This is a genomic window from Paenibacillus sp. FSL R5-0744, assembly GCF_037972555.1.
Classification (GTDB): Bacteria; Bacillota; Bacilli; order Paenibacillales; family Paenibacillaceae; genus Paenibacillus_AQ.
The window spans coordinates 2,429,109-2,450,049 of the sequence record NZ_CP150228.1; the positions used below are offsets into that span (position 1 = coordinate 2,429,109).

Sequence of the window (20,941 nt, forward strand, 5' to 3'; positions counted from 1 at the left end):
AAGGAAGTTTTTGTTGTGGGTCACAAAATGTACGCCCACACCTGAACTGGAACTAATATTTACTACATTGCGGGAGGTTTTTCTATTGGGTAAAGTGGAACGTAAGCAACGCCTTGAAGGGCTAAGTGAAAAAATATTTTTGGATCGTTATGCTTGGAAGGATGCCGACAGCAATAATGCTAAAGTGGGCGATGTTGTACTCGTTCTAACAAAAGATGATCCGAAGTTTCCCACGAAGGAAGTCGGAGAGATCGTAGAACGTAACGGCAGAGTCGTAACCGTGAAGACGCGCAGCGGCGAACTTGTGAAATCAGATGTTGAAAAGCTGACGCTTAATATAGAAAAAACACCAGAGGAAATGTGGGATCGTCTGTCTACAGCTATGGCTTCTGTGGAGAAGACGCCTGAGCTTCAAGTAGAATGGGCGGGTAAATTCCGTTCGATTCTGGATGATTGGAAGCTCGTCCCGGGTGGACGAATTGCTGCTGGTGCAGGCGCTAGTGAAGAACTAACCCTGTTCAACTGTTATGTAATTCCTTCTCCAAAAGATAGCCGTGGCGGCATTATGCAGACGTTGGCTGAAATGACAGAAATTATGGCTCGTGGTGGCGGTGTAGGGATTAACCTATCCTCTCTACGTCCACGCCGGGCAATTGTGAGAGGTGTTAATGGTTCTTCCAGTGGTTCTGTATCTTGGGGCGGTCTGTTTAGCTATACCACTGGATTAATTGAACAAGGCGGTAGCCGCCGTGGTGCACTTATGCTCATGATTAATGACTGGCATCCAGATGTGGAGGACTTCATTACCGTAAAGCAAACGATGGGTCAAGTTACGAATGCGAACCTTTCGGTATGTGTGAGCAATAGCTTTATGAAGGCTGTAAAAGAAAATCTGGATTGGGATCTCGTATTTCCGGATACTACAGATCCAGAGTACAACGATTTGTGGGATGGAGATCTAGACAAGTGGAAGGCTGCGGGCAAAAACGTTATTCATTATCGCACCGTTAAAGCGCGTGATGTGTGGCGCACCATTATTGAATCCGCTTGGAAATCCGCTGAGCCAGGCGTTGTGTTCATGGAATACTACAATCAGATGTCCAACAGCTGGTATTTTAATCCGATCATTTGTACGAACCCATGTGGGGAGCAAGGACTGCCAGGCTGGGGAGTCTGCAATTTGTCTGCTGTGAACCTGTCCAAATTCTACGATGAGAAGAATCATGATGTAGACTGGGAAGATCTCGCGACTACGACGCGTTATTCCGTACGTTTCTTGGACAATGTCATTGATAAGACGCCTTATCATTTCCCGGAAAATGAAGCGAATCAGAAAAACGAACGCCGTGTGGGTCTCGGAACGATGGGTCTTGCTGAGCTGATGATCAAATTGAACATCCGTTACGGTAGCCCGGAATCTTTGGCGTTTTTGGACAAGCTTTACGGCTTTATGGCTCGTGAAGCATACCTTGCTTCTGCAGAGATTGCTGGTGAGAAGGGATCCTTCCTAGCTTTTGACACAGAGAAATATTTAATGAGCGGCTTTATGAAAAATATGCTCGAAACGTATCCAGAGGTTGGTGAAGCGATCCGTAAACATGGCATGCGTAACGTTACAGTGATAACACAAGCACCTACAGGTAGCACAGGTACAATGGTTGGCACCTCGACAGGTATTGAGCCTTATTTTGCTTTTAAATATTTCCGTCAAAGTCGCCTTGGCTACGATGAGCAGTTCGTTCCAATCGCCCAAGAATGGCTTGAAGCTCATCCAGGTGAAGAGCTGCCAGATTATTTCGTGACTTCGATGGATTTGTCAGCTAAGGATCATATTCGTGCGCAAGCAGCGATTCAACGCTGGGTAGATAGCTCGATTTCCAAGACAGCCAACTGCCCGTCTGACTTCACAGTAGAAGAGACGGCTGAGCTATATGAAATGGCCTTCGATCTGGGCTGTAAAGGGGTTACGATCTACCGTGATGGTAGCCGTGATGTGCAAGTTCTGCAAACCTCGAAGAAGGAAGATGCAGCAGAAGAGGTAACTCCAGCAGTTGAAGTTACAACGACTCCTGAAGCAAATGTTGTAACGGCAAGCCCAGCACCTCAAGCTCCTACTAAAGAGCTGGATAAACAATACAAGAAACGTCCGCAGGTTCTGCGCGGCGCAACCTATAAAATCAACACACCTTTTGGTATGGCGTATATTACGATCAATGATCTAGATGGCACACCGGCAGAAATCTTCCTGAATGTAGGTAAAGCAGGTTCTGATGTCTTTGCGATGGCAGAAGCACTCGGTCGTGTCTGCTCCTTGTTCCTCCGTTATGGAGATCATGGTGAGAAGGTAGAATTGTTGATCAAACATCTGAAAGGTATCGGCGGATCAGGTGCAATCGGCTTCGGTGCGAATCGAGTAGAATCCATTGCAGATGCTGTAGCTAAGGCATTGGAGACTCATGTACTGAATAACGCTCATGATGATCATTTGCCTGCACCAATTGCAGCAACTTTGGAGCTAGAAGATTTCAATGAAGCTTTAAAAGCGGAGTTGAAAGCGAGTGTTCCTGCGGCAGCTTCTATTGAAGATGGTCAGGGCGGACATGGCGCGCATAACCACACTTCTGCTTCCCGTGACCTTTGTCCTTCTTGCGGCGGCGCTTCGCTGATTAATATTGAGGGCTGTAAGACTTGCGGGAATTGCGGGTATAGCCGTTGCGGGTAAACGGTAGAGCCAATAAATGTTTTATGGGAAAACTAGAAATGTGACTATGCATAGCTACTAAAAGCAAGCGATCATCGAGAGGAAGTGTTAATCTTTTATCTCAATGGATCGCTTGTTTTTTTATTTATTGATGATGTTATAAGAAACAAAAGAAACAAAAGAAAAAAGAATCTATATGAGTTTGATAATTAGTGTAATTCAAAAGGGAAGTATAATTGTAGATACTAATTTTTTGGAGGAGCAGGTACCCGCACCACATAATAATTTGTTTGGTTTCGAATCATGCAGAAAAACTCTCTGGGGAAATGATTTAATTAGTGAACTCGGATGTGAGTTAATATATTCTTTAAAGAATACGAATATTTTTGCATTTGATGAAGGAATAGAAAAACTGGAAAGTGAATTCCTTATTTTGCTTGATAATTTAGATACTATAGAACTACATACAGACTATGATAAAGAATTTATTGAATTTAGTGTCAGAAATGCTTTGGAAATGATAAAGGTAGTACTTAAAGAAAAAGATAAGGTTGGAATTGCGATTTGGTAAGTCACAACGTATTTACGCAGTGTGTCTGGTCTGTGAACTCTGTGTTCTGACTAAGCTTTTAAACACAAAAACACGCGTACTTGTCTAACACAGGTACGCGTGTTTTTGATATTCCACTATGGTAGGTATTATTTTTACATATCTAAATTTTTGAATGCGTAAGGCAATAAATCCCTTAAACTCAGCTCTAAGATTTCTTTTTTCTCATTGGTTAAATAGACAGGCATGTCGGGCAAACAGAATTCCGATAATACTTGTCTGCAGATACTGCATGGCGGCAGAAAATCCATTGTGTCACCTGCTACAGCTATAGCCTGAAAATCACCTTTAGTATAGCCCTTTGTAATAGCTGTGAAGATTGCTGTTCTCTCTGCACAGTTAGTAGCACCAAAAGATACATTTTCTACATTTACTCCATTAATAACATTTCCATCTTTAAGTAATAAGGCTGCTCCAACTGGAAATTTAGAATAAGGGGCATAAGCAGCTTTCTTTGTGTTACGTGCGCTTTCCATTAATTCTTCTTTATTCATAATACTCACCCTTTTTAAATAAGAATGAACCTTTCGGTCCCCTTATCGCCAACTTTAAGGTTGGCAGGACTTCTAATATTATAGTCAGACCAAATGGTTGTCAACATTAAAATCTAGAAGTTCCGCCTCCATGATGTACTACTTGATAAGTACCAATAGGGAATCATAGCTTTAAAATATAACTAGATATAGTAAATATAAGTTATACATATTAAGCCTGCCATGGTAGCCTTAACTTAAAAGAGACGTGTAGAGGAGTTTTTTATTTTGGGAGCGGCAGAGAGTACATTTAAACAAAAAATATTGAGCAAGAAACCTGGTATTTTAACATATGGGATGACACCACCGAAGGCAAGCCATTCACCAGAAAAGATATCAGAAATTGCACAGAAACAGGTTGAAAGACTTAAAAACGTTGATTTAGATGCTTTAATTCTTTACGACGTCCAGGAGGAAGCAGAAAGAGTTGATCATGAAAGACCTTACCCATATTTACCAACGATTGATCCGGCTGTCTATGGTGATAAATATTTAAGACAAGTGGAGGTCCCGAAAATAATTTATCGGTGCGTCGGTAATGATACAAGAGCTTCGTTCGCGGATTGGATTAAGACTGACGAAAGTGAAGACAGATTTTCCGTGTATGTGGGCGCTTCGTCAAGTAAGCAAGAGGTGAAATTGAATTTACCAGATGCTTATAAGCTAAGCAAACAGTTAAATAGTAATTTGAATTTTGGAGGAGTTGTCATTCCTGAAAGACATATAAAAAAGAATGATGAGCATACACGGATTGTCGAAAAGATTAACAATGGGTGCAGCTTTTTTATCACTCAGGCAACTTATAATGTAGAGGCATCAAAAAATTTATTGTCTGATTTATATTATTACAATACGAATAAGGGTTTTGAAATGGTTCCTATTTTATTTAATCTTGCACCATGTGGCACAGCGAAAACACTACAATTTATGAAATGGTTGGGGATCAGTATCCCGGGATGGTTAGAAAACGAGTTGAAATACTCGAACGACATTTTGGATAAATCCATTCAGCTATCTCAAAAAATATTTGAAGAACTATTTGAGTTCGGGCTGGAGAAGGGAATTCCAATTGGATGCAGCATTGAAAGTGTTTCAACAACTAAGTTGGAAATTGAAGCATCCATACAGCTTGCTAAAGATGTAAAGGCATTTCTAGATAAAAAGCTGTTGAGTCTAGAGAGTAGATGATTTATTGTTTTAAGGAGATTAGAAATATTAACGTTATCGCATTGAATTTCCTAACAGTGAATTCTCGTTTAAAATGAAAAACCACAAAAACTAACTATTCATTGAGCCGGTAATCCTTTCTGTTAAGGGTTACCGGTTTTTTTATAAGTTAATAGGGACATAATCATCATCTCAATAGCTTGTCTAGTGTCTTTCTTGCATATTATTCTAGCTAAATCCTTCATCGAGGATGGTTATGTCATTGGATAATATGGATCTTCGGGCGTTACCGCATGCTGTCGGTGGTGAGAGATTCTGTACAAGCTACTAGATTTCGGCTACGATTCTTATATAACAGATTGACTGAATGGATGGTAGAAATATGTATTGTAAACTGTCAGAAGCATCACCAATCACCATCGGACTGCTAGCACATGTTGATGCCGGCAAAACCACCTTCGCAGAGCAGCTCCTATACCATGCTTCCGGAATTAAGACTCGGGGGAGAGTCGATCATCAGGATGCCTTTTTGGATAGTCATGAGATGGAGCGGGCACGGGGGATAACGATTTTTGCTGACCAGGCGGTGATGAAATATAACGAACAATCGTATCAGCTCATTGACACACCGGGGCATGTCGATTTTTCAGCTGAGATGGAGCGCGCTTTACAGGTCATGGATTATGCGGTAGTCATCTTAAGTGCTGTGGAGGGCATTGAAGGGCATACCGAGACGGTCTGGCAATTGCTACAGGAATATGGCATACCCACTTTTATATTTATTAACAAAATAGATCGTACCGGTGCTGACGTCCAGCGTGTGCTAAAAGCGTTAAGGCAGCAATTTTCACCGGATATGTTGTATTTGGCAAAAGGTCTAGATCAGAGCGTGCTGCCTGAAGAGGTCATTACCGCCGTTGCTGAGCGAGATGAAACCTTGATGGTGGCATATCTCGAAGACAACATTTATCCTGGGCAGGTATTGGCTACGCTGAAACAAATGGTTAAAGAACGGGTGGTTTTTCCCGTTATGAGTGGAGCAGCTCTATTGGATCAGGGGATTGCGGAATGGATGCAGACGATGCAACTACTAATGGAATCGACTTATGAAGTAAACGCAGTGTTCGGGGCACGAGTATATAAGGTGCGTCATGAGCTGCAAGGCACGCGACTGACTTTTATGAAGATATTAGCTGGAAAGTTACGGGTACGGGAGGATCTCTGCTATAGCACTTCAGAACATGAGGAGTTAAGCCAGAAAATCACTTCTATTCGTATCTATCATGGGGGGAAATATACTTCATGCGATGAGGCTTCCGCGGGACAGCTTGTTGCCGTTACGGGCCTAACTGATGCAGCCATTGGACTGGGTATAGGTAATCATTCAGATCAAGTAGAATCCCGTCTTGTGTCAGCGTTGAAATCCAAAGTTGTATTCAATTTGGGGATATCATCCAGAGAAGTGCTACGCTATTTCATGATCCTGCAAGCCGAAGACCCTACGCTGCGAGTGACATGGGAGGGCAAGCTGGAGGAGATTCATGTTCATGTGATGGGAATGATCCAGCTAGAGGTACTTCAGCAGGTGGTGTTAGACCGTTTCCAGCTCAAGGTATCGTTCTCCAAGCCAGAGATATTATACAAAGAGACGATCGCAGACATTGTGATTGGTTGTGGGCATTTCGAACCTCTTAAGCATTATGCAGAGGTGCATCTCCGGCTTGCGCCTGCGAAACGTGGTGAGGGAATTACATATCGGAGTACATGCCATGTTGAGCAGCTCAGCACAGGGTATCAGCATCTCGTCGGTCAGCATTTACTAGAAAAGGACCATCGTGGAGTTCTTACCGGCTCTCCCGTCACCGATCTGTATATAACGCTTTTAACCGGGGCAGCGCATCAGAAGCACACTCATGGCGGTGACTTTCGGGAGGCGACACTGCGGGCACTGCGGCAGGGATTGGAGCAAGCGAACAAAATTCTACTGGAACCCTATTATCAATTCAAAATCAAAGTCGATGCAGAGCTGATCGGACGCGTAATGTCTGATATACAGCTGGCCCATGGTGAATTTGACCCGCCAGAAATGCTAGGTGAATCGATGTTTATTCAGGGACGTGCGCCTGTCGCGACGTTCATGCATTATGCAGTAGAGCTTGCTTCATTCACGAAGGGAAAGGGAGCAATCTCGATGAAGTTAGGCGGTTATCAGCCATGTCATAACACAGCTCAGGTCATCGCAAGGATTGGATACGACCGCAATGCTGATCCTGAGTACACCTCCAGCTCTATGTTCTGTGCAAAGGGAGCGGGATATAGCGTTCCTTGGGATGAAGCGGCTTCGTATATGCATTTGGAGATACGGGAATAGGAGTGAGAAAGCATTCTAGGAATTATCCTTCACCCCAATATTTCTTTGTCCCCATTCAACAACGGATTCAATTAAAGGCACTAATTCTTTTCCAGATGAAGTCAGAGAATACTCAACTCTTGGTGGTACTTCGTTATACTGCTCCCGATGAATGATTCCATATTCTATAAGATCCCTCAGTGAGTTGGTTAAGGTAGTCCCTGTTATTCCATGCAGTCTTCTTTTTAACTCGTTATAGCGTATGTTGTCGTTCTCACTAAGAATGGCTAGGATCGGGAGGTTCCATTTTCCGCTGATTACATGGAATGCGAAGGTTGCAGGACATAATTGATCAAGTCTAAACTCGTATTTCATACATAACTCCAATCTAATAGTATTATTAAAGATACTTAGTATTAAAAATAAACGTACTTGTTTGATTTTGTATTGGTATTATAATACTCCCATACAAAGAACTTCTACAAGAGGGCACTTTCTTTGATTCTCCAGCGAAAGGTGATTTATATATGAATAATTCAAATATGATGTGTGACCTTAAAACCGGTGTCTGTGGGCCAGGGGATGAAGAGCAAATGGAAATGATCGACTTTAATCTACAGTCCCCCAAAATCACACTTTACTATGCAACAGATCCGATCTGTTCCCACTGTTGGGCGCTTGAGCCGGTACTCAATCGTTTTATTCTGCAGTATGGTCAATATTTTAATGTGAAGACGATTATGGGTGGTTTGCTTTCTAGCTGGCATGGTTTTGCAGATGTCTCCAATGGCATTCAACAGCCTTCGGATGTTGCGGAGCATTGGAGAGAAGTCGGTTTACATTCACGTATGCCTATCGATGGTTCTTTGTGGAAAAACAATCCGATTCTTTCTTCGTACCCGTCATCTAGAGTATACAAGGTTATACAAAATATATATCCGGGTAAAGAAAATGAGTTTTTGCGTCAGGCAAGAGAAGCTGTATTCGCCTTCAATCAGAATATTGGAGAGGAGAAAACTTTAGTTGATATAGTCAACAACATTGAGCTAAATGGCGAAGAAATAGTTGCGGATGCTGCTCTTGGATCGGCACAAGATTTGTTAGAGCAGGATTTTGAGTTAGCAGGCAGACTTGGTGTACGTGGATTTCCAACCATTATCATGGTGAATGAAGAAAATAAAGGTGTTAAAATTGTGGGGGCACGATCATTAGAAGCCTATGTCGACGGACTTCAACAAGTTTACAATGGAGATGTAAAAGCTGAAAATGTTCCATCTCTCTCTGAACTTATCAAGGAAGGAAACATTTTGTTCTCCAAGGAAATTGAAGTGTTGTATGATATTGAATCTAGTGATATGGAGTCATTTATAGCCACGGAAATGATAGAGGGGTCATACAGTATTAAGCATGTTTTAGGTGAATCATACGTCGTATCTTGATTATAATGAACGAAGCCAGTAACCCAATGAACTTTGGATTTATTGGCTTCTTTGGCATTCGCGAGGGTGGATTTGAGGTCGCGAGTGCCAAACCGAAAAATAAGCTATTCTTGGGAAGCACACGTCAATAAGCTAATTTGAACGGGAAGGTGTTCGAGATTTCTTTCGGTAATTCTGAGGCGTCAAACCAGTCTCATTACGAAAAACTGATGAAAAATAGCTCGCACTTTGAAATCCGCAGTTCATCGCAATTTCACTAATCGATCGATTAGTTCCTACCAGCATCTCGGAGCTCTTTTGAATACGATATCGCACTAGGTAAGTATTAGGCGTTTGGCCAATGTATGTGCCAAACAACTCACAACATCTGCTCCTGCAAACAGACCCAGCCGTAGCGATGTCATTCAGGGTTACTCTAAGGTCAAAATGATGATGAATATATCCCGTCATTTTCCAAACGGCAATCCATGACTGGTCATCATTTATCTGCCCAGGAACCCTCTGTATATGATCTCCGACGTCTGCACATAGTGATGTAGCCAGTGAAAGAAGGCGTAGTGGGTTGCAAGGAGTGCTGTTCATTTCTTCATAAATCCGATGTAAGGAATGCAGGATGTCCTTTCCCCACGTGCTTTGTGAAGTAATCATAATATAGTCTTCAGTATTAGAACCGAATTTCTCATCCCAATATACTTTGCCTACATGTGTGTTTATTCCGAGTAGTGAAGGATGAACAGCAACGACAATGAATGTACAATCCAATTTATTGGTGGAGAAACCATAATGCATACGCTTGCTATTAACGAATATTCCGTTACCTCGTTCAATCAGTACAATTTCTCCGTTTACAAAATACTCCATCTCCCCATCTAGCACTAAAATAAATTCCAAGTCCGGATGCCAATGGCATGCTGCTGCATATTTATCGAAATGATTAAGTGCTCCTTTTCGTACGTATAGTGGAAAATCAGGAAGATTATAATTTAGTTCTTCCGATAAATCAGAGAATACTTCCAGCTCTGCACTCACAATCACATCTCCCTCAAACAAAATACGATTTTAATAGAATTATATTTGATTTCGGTGGATAGGACTACTCAGAAATTATACAATTTTGATATTGCACGACAATAATACAAAATCCAAAAGATATTATAAGGAGCCAGAAATATGACGATGAGAGAACGTATTGCCTCCGGTAAACTATTTACTGATTACTGTGAAGGACTGCCTGAAGACAGACTACAGGCAAAAAGAAGAATGCATGCCTTTAATATAACAGCGCCAGATAATCTAGAAAAACGTACACAACTCATGCAAGAGATATTTGGTAAAGAAACAAAGGTGTGGATCGAGCCGCCCTTTTACTTTTGCTATGGTACGAATATTGAGATTGGAGATGGAACGTACATTAATTTTAATTGTAATTTTGTTGACGACACTAAAATTATTATCGGAAAAAATGTTATGTTCGGTCCATCTGTAACGATTGCTACAGTGGGACATCCAATCCATCCAGATTACAGAGGATATATGTATGCTGATCCGGTGAAAATTGAGAACAATTGTTGGATCGGGGCGAATGTTACAATTTGTCCAGGGGTCACAATTGGAGAAAATACCGTTATTGGTGCCGGCAGTGTTGTAACAAAAGATATTCCGGCTAACTCTATTGCTGTTGGTAATCCATGCAGGGTGATGCGCACCATTAATGAACACGACCAAAAATACTATTACAAAGACAAAGAGATCACTAAGGAAGATCTGGATGAAGAAGCACGTTTGAGATGAGAGATAAGCATTTCAATCGTCAATTGCTTAATTTGGTCATTCCGATTGCTTTACAAAACCTCATTTCATCGTTAGCCGTGACAATAGATATATTCATGTTAGGTTTTATAAACCAGTCTACAATGTCTGCTGTATCGTTGGCTGGGCAAATTACATTTGTTTTAACACTGTTTTATATGGGATTGGCTGCAGGAGTAGGTATTTTGACTGCTCAGTATTGGGGAAAGAAAGATTTAATGACAATTGAACGAGTCTTTAGTATCGGATGTACGATGTCTATTATTATATCCGCTATCTTTTTTGGGATATCGCTGTTAATGCCGGATCAATTAATGCGGTTTTTCACAACTGACGTCGAGTTAATTCAATATGGATCGAGTTTCTTGCGAGTGATCTCGTTCTCCTATCTGATAAGCGGAATATCCCAAATGTACTTTAGTGTCATTAGAAGCATGGAAAATGCCCGTGTGAGTGCCTGGATCAGTTCTATGTGCCTTATATTGAACATTCTCTTGAATGTAATAAGTATTTTCATACTTTATCCGGGTAATTCAGAAAAGGCTGTAGTGGCAGTTGCTTTCTCTACAGTTTTGGCACGTATCGTTGAATTTGGTTGCTGTATCATCCACTCGATCAAATCAAATATAAAGTTTAGGTTACCTTTACGTGACATGGTTCAGCGTAATTTGATTAAGGATTTTTTGAGGTATACACTACCCGTCCAAGGAAATTATATTGTTTGGGGATGCGCATTAACTGTGACATCTGCAATTATTGGACATGTCAATGCAGATATGGTCGCTGCAAATTCAGTTGCCTCGGTCGTTAAGAATCTGGTTATTGTATTATGTGGAGGTATTGCAAGTGGTGGCTCCGTACTTGTTGGTAAATATCTAGGCAATGGCGAAATTGAAATGGCTAAAAGAGCTGGGAAAATATTAAATGTATATGCTGTTTTGTTTGGCATCGTTGCAGGTATTACTTTGCTATTACTGAAGCCTATAGTGTTTCTACTTGTCAATTTGGATGATCAAGCACAAATATATTTGAGTGGGATGCTTTTTGTCTGTGCTTATTGTTGTATTCCGAAATCGATAAACTCCACGACGATTGGAGGAATATTTGTTGCTGGAGGAGATTCTAGATTTGGCTTTTGGTGTGATACGATTGTAATGTGGGGCATCATATTACCATTAGGATACATGAGTGCATTTGTGTGGCATCTCTCCCCTCTAACGATATTTATTATCATCAATTTAGACGAGGTTATTAAAGCCCCGATTGCCTTAATGCGTTATTTTAAATTTAAATGGCTTAACGATATTACGAGGAATTATGTTCAAAACTAATACATGTAGGGACGGAAAGGAGATTTTTATGAAAATTGAACATATTGCTATGTATGTACAAGATTTAGAAAGCTGCAGACAATTTTATAGTCAATTCTTTAATGCGAAGTCAAATCGACAATACCATAATCCCAAAACGGGATTAAGAACCTATTTTCTCACGTTTGAGGGCGGCGCGAGATTGGAGATTATGAGCAGACCGGATATGATAGAAGGAGTTCATGATCTCTTGCGGACGGGCTTAACTCATTTAGCTTTCAGCTTAGGCAGTAAGGAACAAGTCGATCTGCTAACCAAGCAATTGGCAGATGCGGGATTTAGAACGTTAAGTGGACCACGGACCACAGGTGACGGATATTATGAAAGCAGTATTTTAGGGCCAGAAAACATTCAAATTGAACTTACTGTCTAAAAACTAAAAGAGGTGAACAATTTGACAGAAGAAGAACGAATATTCAAAGGGATATTATACAATCCAGGTAACATAGAACTAAAGCGTAAAAAGCTTCTCGCCCACAATTTGAGTAGTCAATATAGCCGAACATTTGAGGATCAGACAGAGGAGCGGGAAGCGATATTGTCACAGTTACTTGATAGCATAGGTGAGCATTGTTTTATCCAGGGTCCCATTTTTTTTCATTATGGTGTTCATACAAAAATTGGTGATCATTTTTTTGGAAACTATAACCTTACAGTCCAAGATGATGCACAGGTTACGATAGGTGATCATGTGAGTTTTGGACCTAATGTAACAATTGTTACGCCTATTCACCCATTCGTTGCCTCCGAGCGTAGACAAATGGTTGATCAAAATGGTGATGCTGCGTCTTTATGCTATGCTAAGCCTGTTAGCATTGGTAACGATGTTTGGCTCTCAGCAAATGTAACGGTATGTGGAGGTGTTACGATTGGTGATCGATGCGTAATAGGTGCAGGTAGTGTCGTGACTCAGGACATCCCAGAAAATTCTTTTGCTGCAGGTGTGCCGTGTAAAGTAATCCGTAAAATAACCAATCAGGATAGCATGCGCCATAAACCGGAAATACTTTCAGATTGCGATATAATCGAGTAGAAATGTAGCATCCCAAACCATAGACCAGATTTTATTATGCGAAAATCATGAATACTCCGAAAGTCCCCTTTTTCTCAAGTTAAGTGAAAAATATGATGATCCTTTAGATTATTTGTAACAGGACCTGTGACAGGTTATAATTTAATTGGTATGACTAAGTAATCGTTATTTAACGACCAATAAAGGGGATTTCAAATGTACAGAACAGTTCAAGATTTTCTAGGAGAATGGGCAAGCGCTTCTGCTGGGACAATTCGCGTTCTTGAATCACTTACCGATGACAAATTAGATCAGGTAATTGTTGAAGGTCACAACTCATTGGGATGGTTAGGTTGGCACTTGGCAACCTGTCCGATGTTTTTTGGTGGTCAGGTAGGGTTAACACTTACTCCAGTAGGCAATCCGAAGGAAGTTCCGGCTCATGCGGCTGTGATTGTTGAAGCTTATAAGAATATCGCGGCTAATATTGCTTCTGAGGTTGAGAAATTAACGGACGAGCAAATGGTTGAGAGTGTACAGACCTTTGCTGGATTAATGCCTCGTGGTGCAATGCTTAGATCGCTTATAGATCACCAGACACATCATCGTGGTCAAATGACTGTTCTCTTACGTCAAGCAGGTCTTCGTGTACCTGGCGTAATTGGTCCTACTCGAGAAGAACAAGCTCAAATGAAATAGTTACTGGTGCTTGTCCCTAGTGATAGCTTGCCGAATAGGGATGGCACTACGAAAAAATCTCGTTTCCTAGACATTTGTCTTGGAAACGAGATTTTTTGTTGTCGGACGGGGTGTCACTATTATTGCTAAAGAATGCTGTTGCTTTTTGGAGGGGCCGGCGATCACTATCAGCCTGCTTCAATTTGTTGCATATATTCTCTGGGTGAAATCCCCGTCACTTTCTTGAAGACCTTACTGAAATAGAAGGCACTTTCATAACCGAGTTTTTGGGAAATTTCGTAAATACGACCTTCACCGCGCATCATCATTTCCTTGGCCACAGTGATTTTAGTCTCCGTGATATATTCTACATAATTGACCTTAGCGACTTTGGAGAACAGATGGCTTAAATAGTTTGGACTGAAATTGAAGACATCTGCTACTTGATTCAGTGAAAGCTTAGTGCCGAGATTTCTTTTGATGTATTCCTGGACATTTTTGACGATTTGTTCTTTATAGCTTTGTCTTCGAGTAGAGAGAATTTCCGAGCAGCCATCACGGAACTGAATCAACCAGCCGGCGATCTCTTCAATTGTATGCATCTGATAGATGGCCCGGTAGCCTTCAGGTTCATTTTCAAAGATATGCTCTACAATGTTTTCTCCATCCGCAAGAAGCGAAGTGGCCATATACAGAATATTGCAGGCAGCATCAGTGGCGGGCACCAGTAAGTCAGGTCGGTCTTCGAAGATTTCAATCATCTTGGAGATGATGGTGTATAAAGCAAGGGTATCTAGTTCTTCAAAAGCACGGCGGATTTCCGAACGAGATTCAGAGAAATCAAACAACGGATGTTCCTGCTCTAGAGGTTCATTCTCATCGAAGAAAACAAAAGACCGTTCTTGCACGGCAACTGGCAATGCCTTTCGAGCTGCTAGGTAGCTCTCCCGCATTAAATAAGGGTCCTCGACGGCAAACCCTATGGCACCAATAATCGTTACATTGAAATAGTTATGTAATACGGATGCCATGTCGGTAAGTTGCTTCTCAATGTCAGACATCCAGTGACGGGGATCGACTTCGGGGACAGGTAGAGCAACGGCGAAATTACGTAAGTCAAGACTGGTTACATAACAGGGTTGTATAGAAGTAAGCGTATCCTTTGCCATTTGCACAGTGCTTGAGCATAAGGCAACCAGCTTATCTCCACGGGGAGGAACAGTGTCTGGGCCCAGAATGCGGCAAGTACAGACTAGGTAGGCGGGCTCGGAAAACTCTAACGCCAAATCCTCTTTCTGCAGGAGATACTGGTTCTTATTCTCGAACAGGTTATTGAACAGACGAATGAAGAATTTATCACGCTGCGCCTGAAGGTTGCCACGGTGAACCAGCTTTGGGTAGCTTTCCATCGTCTGGTAACTCTCTAGAAAGGAAATGGCCTTTCGGATGGATTCGGCCAGTGCTTCCGGAGTGAGTTCCAGCTTTACTAGATAATCCGTGGCCTGCACCTCTATAGCTGCGCGTGCGTATTGAAATTCTTCATAACTAGTCAACATAATGAATAGCGGAAGTCGACCATATTTTTGGCGTATCGAAGCGGCAACCTCTAAACCGCTCTTAATTGGCATTTTGATATCGCTGATTACGATGTCCGGGCGGAGAGTGTCAATCATCTCTTCTTCTTGAGCACCGTTGTGCGCGATACCGACAATCTCTATATTATATTGCTCCCATTTCAGCATAGACTGCAAGCCGATACAGACAAGAGCTTCGTCGTCGGCAATTAATAATTTTATCAATTTGACCACATCCTTGCTAGATTTGCCATTCTACTCTTTTTGTATAAATGGTAGAAGGATTTTCATTAGAGTATACTGGCCCATTTCACTCTCAATCGAAAGACCGTAATTCTCCCCAAAGGCTAGCCGTAAACGCTCATTTACACTATGGAGTCCAACGTTCTCGAAAACTCCCCTAGTTCCATCCTCCGATTCACACAGAATGGTGGAGATTTGTTCTTCCTTCATGCCTACACCATTGTCTTCAATCGTGACCAGGATATCGGCAAAGCCGCTTTTTTTCACCGTGATGAGAATATCTCCTCTACCTTTGGGCTCGATGCCATGGAAGATAGCATTCTCAACCAGAGGTTGTAACGTGAAACGGGGAATCAGGCCGGAGAGTAGTTCCTCATCTTCAATTTCCTTCACCATCGAGACTGTACTGCCATACCGGTATTTCTGAATCAGAAAATAGTCATCGAGCAGGCTTAACTCATCATTCAGTGGCATTAGTCTCCGGTTGTCTTTGGCGATGCTTCGCAGCAGTCTGGAGAGTGAAGTAGTCATTTCTGCAATGCCGGTAGCATTCTGAATCGTAGCCATCCATTTGATCGAATTCAGTGTGTTGTACAAGAAGTGGGGATTGATCTGACTTTGCAGCATCCTGTACTCTAGCTCCTGTTTCTGCTTCTCGTCAGCGAGCCGGCTATCCATGAGCGCAACAATGTCCTGTGATAGACGGTTGATACCTCGACCAACATCACCTAGTTCACTGTTCCATTCGATATTGCGGTCCAGCAAGAAGTTGCCCTGGGCAATCTTATCAATTCGCTTCTTTAATTTCTCTACCGGGAGACTGATGTTACGGGTTAAGTACAAAGTAATAATGCCGCTTAAGACGATGACTAGTAAACAAACGCCAAGCATTACCAGAATCCATATATTTGCTTTGGGAGCGAATTGATCATTGGATAAGGTCTGCGACAGAATCACTCCACTCCGCACGGGATAAGAGACCACGATTTGGCTTTCTTCATCCTCCAGCTTGATCATGGACAGCTCGGTTTGTGGACCGACAGGCTTATCATCGGTATAGGCTACAGGTTCATACGGCGTAGTCATTGCAGTCACTTTATCGCCAATGAGCTGATAATGATGATTGCCGAGCGTCAACAGCATTCGGGAGTTCTTAGGCAGGGAATACCCCTTCAACTTGTCGGTAATTAAGGAAGTATTGGCGAGTAAGTAGACCGTTCCAATCCGGGCAGCCCCATCTCCGTAAATAGGTAGAACAAAAGGAATTCCGTTTGTGGTGGAGAGCGGGTCCTTAATTACTTGTTCCCACTGCTCCGCAGCATCTTTATTTAGTCCGGGAATTAGACCGATATTGTGCACAGTAAGTGGAATTGAAGTGCTGACGGAATTATCCACCTGCAGGAACTTTCCGTTGTTACCCGTAACAATCAAGCGGCGGACATAGCTATTGGAGCGATTGATCCGAAAGTCCTCCTGCATGGAGTTAAATACATTAACAGCATCCTTGGCGCTTGCCTTTGGAGATACAAAATAATCAGTGAGTAATGTATTGGTGGACGAGTTGGTGCTATTCGTCATCGCTAATGAGGAGAGATTAATCAAATCTTGTTCAATAATATGGGAAACTAGCTGCAGGTTGAACTCAGTCGCCTGGATGGTTGTTTTACGCTGATAATAGGTAATCAATTCATAGCTGAAAAAGGATAGCAGAGCGGCGATTAGTAGCGCAAAGATGGTCATGATCAGAATAATGCGGCTCTTAATGGTTGATTTTCTTACCGTATTGAACACTCCTCTACAAAATGCAGAAAAATATAAAGCGGTTTCAAAAATATCTTTCAATTAATGCATGTTCAAAGTTAATCTTCTATTTATAATATGCTTAACTAGTTTACCGATATCCATATTAACACCATAGCATATTCCTGTGATTCCATACAGTGGAAGGCAGAGGAGCTGAGAAATTTACATGTTTTAAATAGGATTTTACAGGTTTGAAGCAAGGAGGAAGAGAAGAACAAAGAAAAGTGAATGAACTGAGTTTGAAAATACATGCCATTCTAGATGGGAAAGTCTTAAACTTTGAAATAGATCGGATGAGCCGATCAGTGTAAACAATCAGAAGGAAAAGGGGATTTTTATATGAAATTGAAAAGATTCTATGGCATGACTTTTGCCACAATACTCTCCCTAAGTGCGCTAGCCGGATGTTCCGGTAATAACAACAACGAAGGCAGTGCTGCAACAGCTGCTCCAGAAACGGGAAATACTGCAAACGCTTCCGCTGAACCGAAACAGGATCCTGTGACCTTGAAATGGGCATTGTGGGATTGGGAAGCCACAGCATACTATCAGCCGTTGATTGATGCCTATAAAGCTGAGCATCCGAATGTAACGATCGAATATGTCGATCTTGGTTCCACTGACTATATGACAATGCTGAGTACACAGTTGTCCGGTGGTGCAGATCTGGATGTACTTACGATTAAGGATATTCCTGGATACTCAAACCTTGTGAAACAAAATCACTTGGAGCCGCTCAAGGGATTCATGGGAGACAAAAACATTGATCCATCCGTCTATGGCGGTACTGTAGAACAGATCGAAGTGAACGATGAAGTGTATGCGCTTCCTTTCCGGAGTGATTTCTGGGTTGTCTACTATAATAAGGACTTGTTCGATAAAGCGGGAGTGGAGTATCCAAGTAATGATATGACATTCGACCAATATGATGAACTTGCTAGAAAAATGACCTCCGGCAGCGGTTCTGAAAAAGTATACGGAGCCCATTATCATACTTGGCGGAGCGCGGTTCAATTGTTCGGTATTCTTGACGGTAAAAACAACGTTGTCGGTGGAAACTACGATTTCCTGAAGCCAACCTATGAACGGATCTTGAAAGAACAGGAAGATGGTATCGTTATGGATTACGCCACACTAAAGACTTCAAGCACGCATTATTCCGGTGTGTTCTACAACAATTCCGTTGCGATGATGAACATGGGCAGTTGGTTTATCGCGACTCAAATTGAAAAGGTGAAAAGCGGCGAGTCCCAATCGACCAACTGGGGAATCGTGAAATATCCTCACCCGGATGGTGTGGAAGCGGGTACAACACTGGGTACAATTACTTCCCTCGCTGTAAATCAGAAATCCAAAAATAAAGAAGCGGCACTTGATTTCATGAACTTTGTGACTGGTGAAGAAGGTGCTACGGTCATTGCTTCCACCGGAACCATTCCAGCGATTAAGAACGATGAAGTTATCAGTTCCATTACTTCGATTGACGGTTTCCCTACGGATGATAACAGCAAAGCGGCACTGACTACGGTTCAGACTTATTTGGAAATGCCAATGCATGAAAAGAGTGCGGACATTGAAGTAATTCTAAACGAAGCCCACGATAACATTATGACCAAAAACGCTTCGATCGACGAAGGCTTGAAGGATATGAATACGCGCGTACAGCAGCTCTTGAACAATTAACCTGAAGAGAGTTGGTGAATTCTAAGGGCGGGTGAAAGCCCGCCTTTTATAGAAAGGTTTGGAGGAGAAAGAATGCAGAACGAAACCATATTGGATACAAAAAAAATTCCTAAACGTCATTTGTCAAAAGGTGTCCGGGAAAACCTGGTAGCGTACAGCTTCATTGCGCCGAACTTTATCGGATTTGCCGTGTTTACACTAGTACCCATGTTTTTCGCCTTTATCCTAGCTTTTGTGAAATGGGATGGGGCCAATCCAATGAAATATATCGGATTGGACAATTTCACCCGGCTTATTAAAGATACAACATTTCATAAAGCATTATGGAATACCATTGTTTACACTATTGGCGTAGTACCGTTCACCATGATTGTTGCGCTGGCGCTGGCGATTTTGCTTAATCAGAAGATCATGGCCCGCAATTTCATGAGAACCGTATTCTTTTTCCCATATGTGGCATCCTTGGTAGCCGTTGCTGCGGTATGGAACTTTATCTTTAGCCCTACGATGGGGCCGATCAACAATATTTTGCATACCCTTACCGGTATCCCACTGGAGGATCTTCCCCGCTGGGCGGCGGATAAACACTGGGCGATGTTCACAGTAATACTGTTCACTGTATGGAAAAACATGGGCTATTACATGGTCATTTACTTGGCAGGTCTACAGGGGATCAACCCTGAATTGTATGAGGCTGCTGAACTTGATGGTGCTAACGCCTGGAGAAGATTCCGCAATGTGACGGTCCCTCAACTGGCGCCTACATCCTTCTTTGTGCTGATGATTCTAGTCATCAATTCGTTCAAAGTCTACGATATTTTTATCAACCTATTTGCCGGCGCTGATAACCAGTTGAACGATTCTACAAGGGTTATGGTTTATCAAATCTACAATACGGCGTTCCGTTCGCTTGATTACGGATATGCCAGCGCCATGGCCATTGTATTGTTTCTGCTGGTACTTGGCATCACCATCGTCCAGTTCCGCGGCGAGAAGAAATACGGACAATAGGAGGATTCAAAAGATATGGTGGGTACAAATAAAGGAATTAGAATCGGCACGATGGTGCTAGTGTATATTTTGTTGTTTGCTACGGTGCTCTGTATGCTTGTTCCATATATATGGATGTTGTCTTCTTCGCTCAAGCTGAACAAGGATGTGTTCTCATTCCCGATGCAATGGATTCCGGCGAATCCGCGCTGGGGAAATTTCGTGGATATCTGGACCCGTATTCCACTGGACCGCTTCATTTATAACACGGCGAAATTATCAATTATCGTAACGATTTTGCAGCTATTGACTTCAAGTTTTGCTGCGTATGCATTCTCCAAACTGCAATTCAGAGGGAAAAATGTTTTATTCCTTGGATATATCGCTACGATCGCGATTCCTTGGCAGGCATATATGGTGCCGCAATTTATCTTGATGCGTTACATGGGACTTAACAATACCCATCTGGCAATCATTCTATTGCAGGCATTCTCGGCTTTCGGAGTATTTCTGATGCGCCAGTTCTATCAGGGAGTCCCAGATGAATTATGCGAGGCGGCCCGAATCGATGGCTTGAGCGAATATGGGATTTGGGCGAGAATTATGCTGCCACTATCCAAGCCGGCTTTGTCCACCTTGACGATTTTTACCTTTGTTGCCACTTGGAATGACTTCTTGGGGCCGATGATTTATTTGACGGATACGAAACTCAAGACTATACAAATTGGACTACGAATGTTCATTTCGCAATATTCCGCCGAGTACGGTCTGATAATGGCTGCAAGTGTGGTTTCCATTATTCCGGTTGTGATTGTTTTCTTGGCACTTCAGAAGTACTTCGTTCAAGGCGTCGCAGCATCTGGTATTAAAGGCTAGACAGGTTTGAACCTGGCAGTTGCAGTTTTCGCATGCTGCCAGTTTTTTTTAGCTTATCAATGAAATGAATGCGCTTTCTTTGTTTGCTGGGCGATAAAGTCAA

The 20,941-nt window shown here is 42.2% G+C and carries 19 protein-coding genes; 14 read left to right on the forward strand and 5 right to left on the reverse strand.

From position 1 onward, the window contains the following. Positions 1–85 precede the first annotated feature (85 nt). Both MKY19_RS10465 and MKY19_RS10470 read left to right on the forward strand, forming a co-directional pair. Positions 86–2,722, forward strand: a complete 2,637-nt coding sequence (locus MKY19_RS10465; RefSeq protein WP_339802519.1) for an adenosylcobalamin-dependent ribonucleoside-diphosphate reductase — start codon at positions 86–88, stop codon at positions 2,720–2,722. Between the two features lie 175 nt (positions 2,723–2,897). After that, the gene (locus MKY19_RS10470) at positions 2,898–3,272 is read left to right on the forward strand and encodes a hypothetical protein (RefSeq protein WP_339802522.1); all 375 of its coding nucleotides are present in this window, start codon (positions 2,898–2,900) and stop codon (positions 3,270–3,272) included. A 134-nt stretch (positions 3,273–3,406) separates the two neighbouring features. On the opposite strand, the gene MKY19_RS10475 is transcribed toward MKY19_RS10470, so the two are convergent. After that, positions 3,407–3,805, reverse strand: coding sequence for a cytidine deaminase (locus MKY19_RS10475; protein ID WP_036689594.1), 399 nt, complete (start codon positions 3,803–3,805; stop codon positions 3,407–3,409). Positions 3,806–4,072: 267 nt separating this feature from the next. Here MKY19_RS10475 and MKY19_RS10480 point away from each other — a divergent pair, with 267 nt between their 5' ends. Both MKY19_RS10480 and MKY19_RS10485 read left to right on the forward strand, forming a co-directional pair. Further along, on the forward strand, positions 4,073–5,032 hold the full coding sequence (locus tag MKY19_RS10480; RefSeq protein WP_339802525.1) for a methylenetetrahydrofolate reductase: 960 nt from the start codon (positions 4,073–4,075) through the stop codon (positions 5,030–5,032). Positions 5,033–5,393: 361 nt separating this feature from the next. After that, positions 5,394–7,382, forward strand: coding sequence for a translation factor GTPase family protein (locus MKY19_RS10485; protein ID WP_339802528.1), 1,989 nt, complete (start codon positions 5,394–5,396; stop codon positions 7,380–7,382). A gap of 15 nt (positions 7,383–7,397) precedes the next feature. Here the strand turns inward: MKY19_RS10485 and MKY19_RS10490 are convergent, their stop codons facing one another. Continuing rightward, positions 7,398–7,736: a helix-turn-helix domain-containing protein gene (locus tag MKY19_RS10490; protein WP_042126439.1), complete on the reverse strand. Its 339-nt coding sequence runs from the start codon at positions 7,734–7,736 to the stop codon at positions 7,398–7,400. Positions 7,737–7,888: 152 nt separating this feature from the next. On the opposite strand from MKY19_RS10490, the gene MKY19_RS10495 reads away from it, so the two are divergent. Continuing rightward, on the forward strand, positions 7,889–8,800 hold the full coding sequence (locus MKY19_RS10495; protein WP_339802532.1) for a DsbA family protein: 912 nt from the start codon (positions 7,889–7,891) through the stop codon (positions 8,798–8,800). A gap of 5 nt (positions 8,801–8,805) precedes the next feature. Continuing rightward, entirely contained in the window at positions 8,806–8,931 is a 126-nt protein-coding gene (locus MKY19_RS10500) for a hypothetical protein (protein ID WP_339802535.1), read from the forward strand. A 1-nt stretch (position 8,932) separates the two neighbouring features. Here the strand turns inward: MKY19_RS10500 and MKY19_RS10505 are convergent, their stop codons facing one another. Next, a complete protein-coding gene (locus MKY19_RS10505) occupies positions 8,933–9,829 on the reverse strand; it encodes an AraC family transcriptional regulator (RefSeq protein ID WP_339802537.1) in 897 nt (298 codons plus the stop codon). Between the two features lie 141 nt (positions 9,830–9,970). Here MKY19_RS10505 and MKY19_RS10510 point away from each other — a divergent pair, with 141 nt between their 5' ends. The 5 genes from MKY19_RS10510 to MKY19_RS10530 all read left to right on the forward strand — a co-directional run bounded on the left by MKY19_RS10510 (position 9,971) and on the right by MKY19_RS10530 (position 13,690). Beyond that, on the forward strand, positions 9,971–10,591 hold the full coding sequence (locus MKY19_RS10510; protein WP_042186958.1) for a DapH/DapD/GlmU-related protein: 621 nt from the start codon (positions 9,971–9,973) through the stop codon (positions 10,589–10,591). Next, on the forward strand, positions 10,588–11,940 hold the full coding sequence (locus MKY19_RS10515; protein ID WP_339802540.1) for an MATE family efflux transporter: 1,353 nt from the start codon (positions 10,588–10,590) through the stop codon (positions 11,938–11,940). The genes MKY19_RS10510 and MKY19_RS10515 overlap by 4 nt, the downstream gene beginning before the upstream one ends. Positions 11,941–11,968: 28 nt before the next feature. Next, positions 11,969–12,352 (forward strand): VOC family protein, encoded by a 384-nt coding sequence (locus MKY19_RS10520; RefSeq protein WP_339802543.1) that lies wholly within the window; start codon positions 11,969–11,971, stop codon positions 12,350–12,352. Between the two features lie 12 nt (positions 12,353–12,364). Then, on the forward strand, positions 12,365–13,012 hold the full coding sequence (locus MKY19_RS10525) for a sugar O-acetyltransferase (protein ID WP_339270347.1): 648 nt from the start codon (positions 12,365–12,367) through the stop codon (positions 13,010–13,012). 195 nt (positions 13,013–13,207) lie between these two features. Continuing rightward, positions 13,208–13,690, forward strand: a complete 483-nt coding sequence (locus MKY19_RS10530; protein WP_042186968.1) for a DinB family protein — start codon at positions 13,208–13,210, stop codon at positions 13,688–13,690. A gap of 167 nt (positions 13,691–13,857) precedes the next feature. Here the strand turns inward: MKY19_RS10530 and MKY19_RS10535 are convergent, their stop codons facing one another. Then, the gene (locus tag MKY19_RS10535) at positions 13,858–15,468 is read right to left on the reverse strand and encodes a response regulator (RefSeq protein ID WP_149644010.1); all 1,611 of its coding nucleotides are present in this window, start codon (positions 15,466–15,468) and stop codon (positions 13,858–13,860) included. A 30-nt stretch (positions 15,469–15,498) separates the two neighbouring features. After that, positions 15,499–17,226 carry a sensor histidine kinase gene (locus tag MKY19_RS10540; protein WP_339802547.1) on the reverse strand — a complete coding sequence of 576 codons (1,728 nt, stop codon included), beginning with the start codon at positions 17,224–17,226 and terminating at the stop codon, positions 15,499–15,501. Positions 17,227–17,628: 402 nt separating this feature from the next. Between MKY19_RS10540 and MKY19_RS10545 the strand changes: the two genes are divergently transcribed. The 3 genes from MKY19_RS10545 (at position 17,629) to MKY19_RS10555 (ending at position 20,838) form a co-directional block, all read left to right on the forward strand. After that, positions 17,629–18,972: a sugar ABC transporter substrate-binding protein gene (locus tag MKY19_RS10545; protein ID WP_339802550.1), complete on the forward strand. Its 1,344-nt coding sequence runs from the start codon at positions 17,629–17,631 to the stop codon at positions 18,970–18,972. A gap of 72 nt (positions 18,973–19,044) precedes the next feature. Continuing rightward, entirely contained in the window at positions 19,045–19,983 is a 939-nt protein-coding gene (locus MKY19_RS10550) for a sugar ABC transporter permease (RefSeq protein WP_076283100.1), read from the forward strand. Positions 19,984–19,998: 15 nt separating this feature from the next. Continuing rightward, the gene (locus MKY19_RS10555; RefSeq protein WP_081392974.1) at positions 19,999–20,838 is read left to right on the forward strand and encodes a carbohydrate ABC transporter permease; all 840 of its coding nucleotides are present in this window, start codon (positions 19,999–20,001) and stop codon (positions 20,836–20,838) included. Positions 20,839–20,941: the final 103 nt, after the last annotated feature.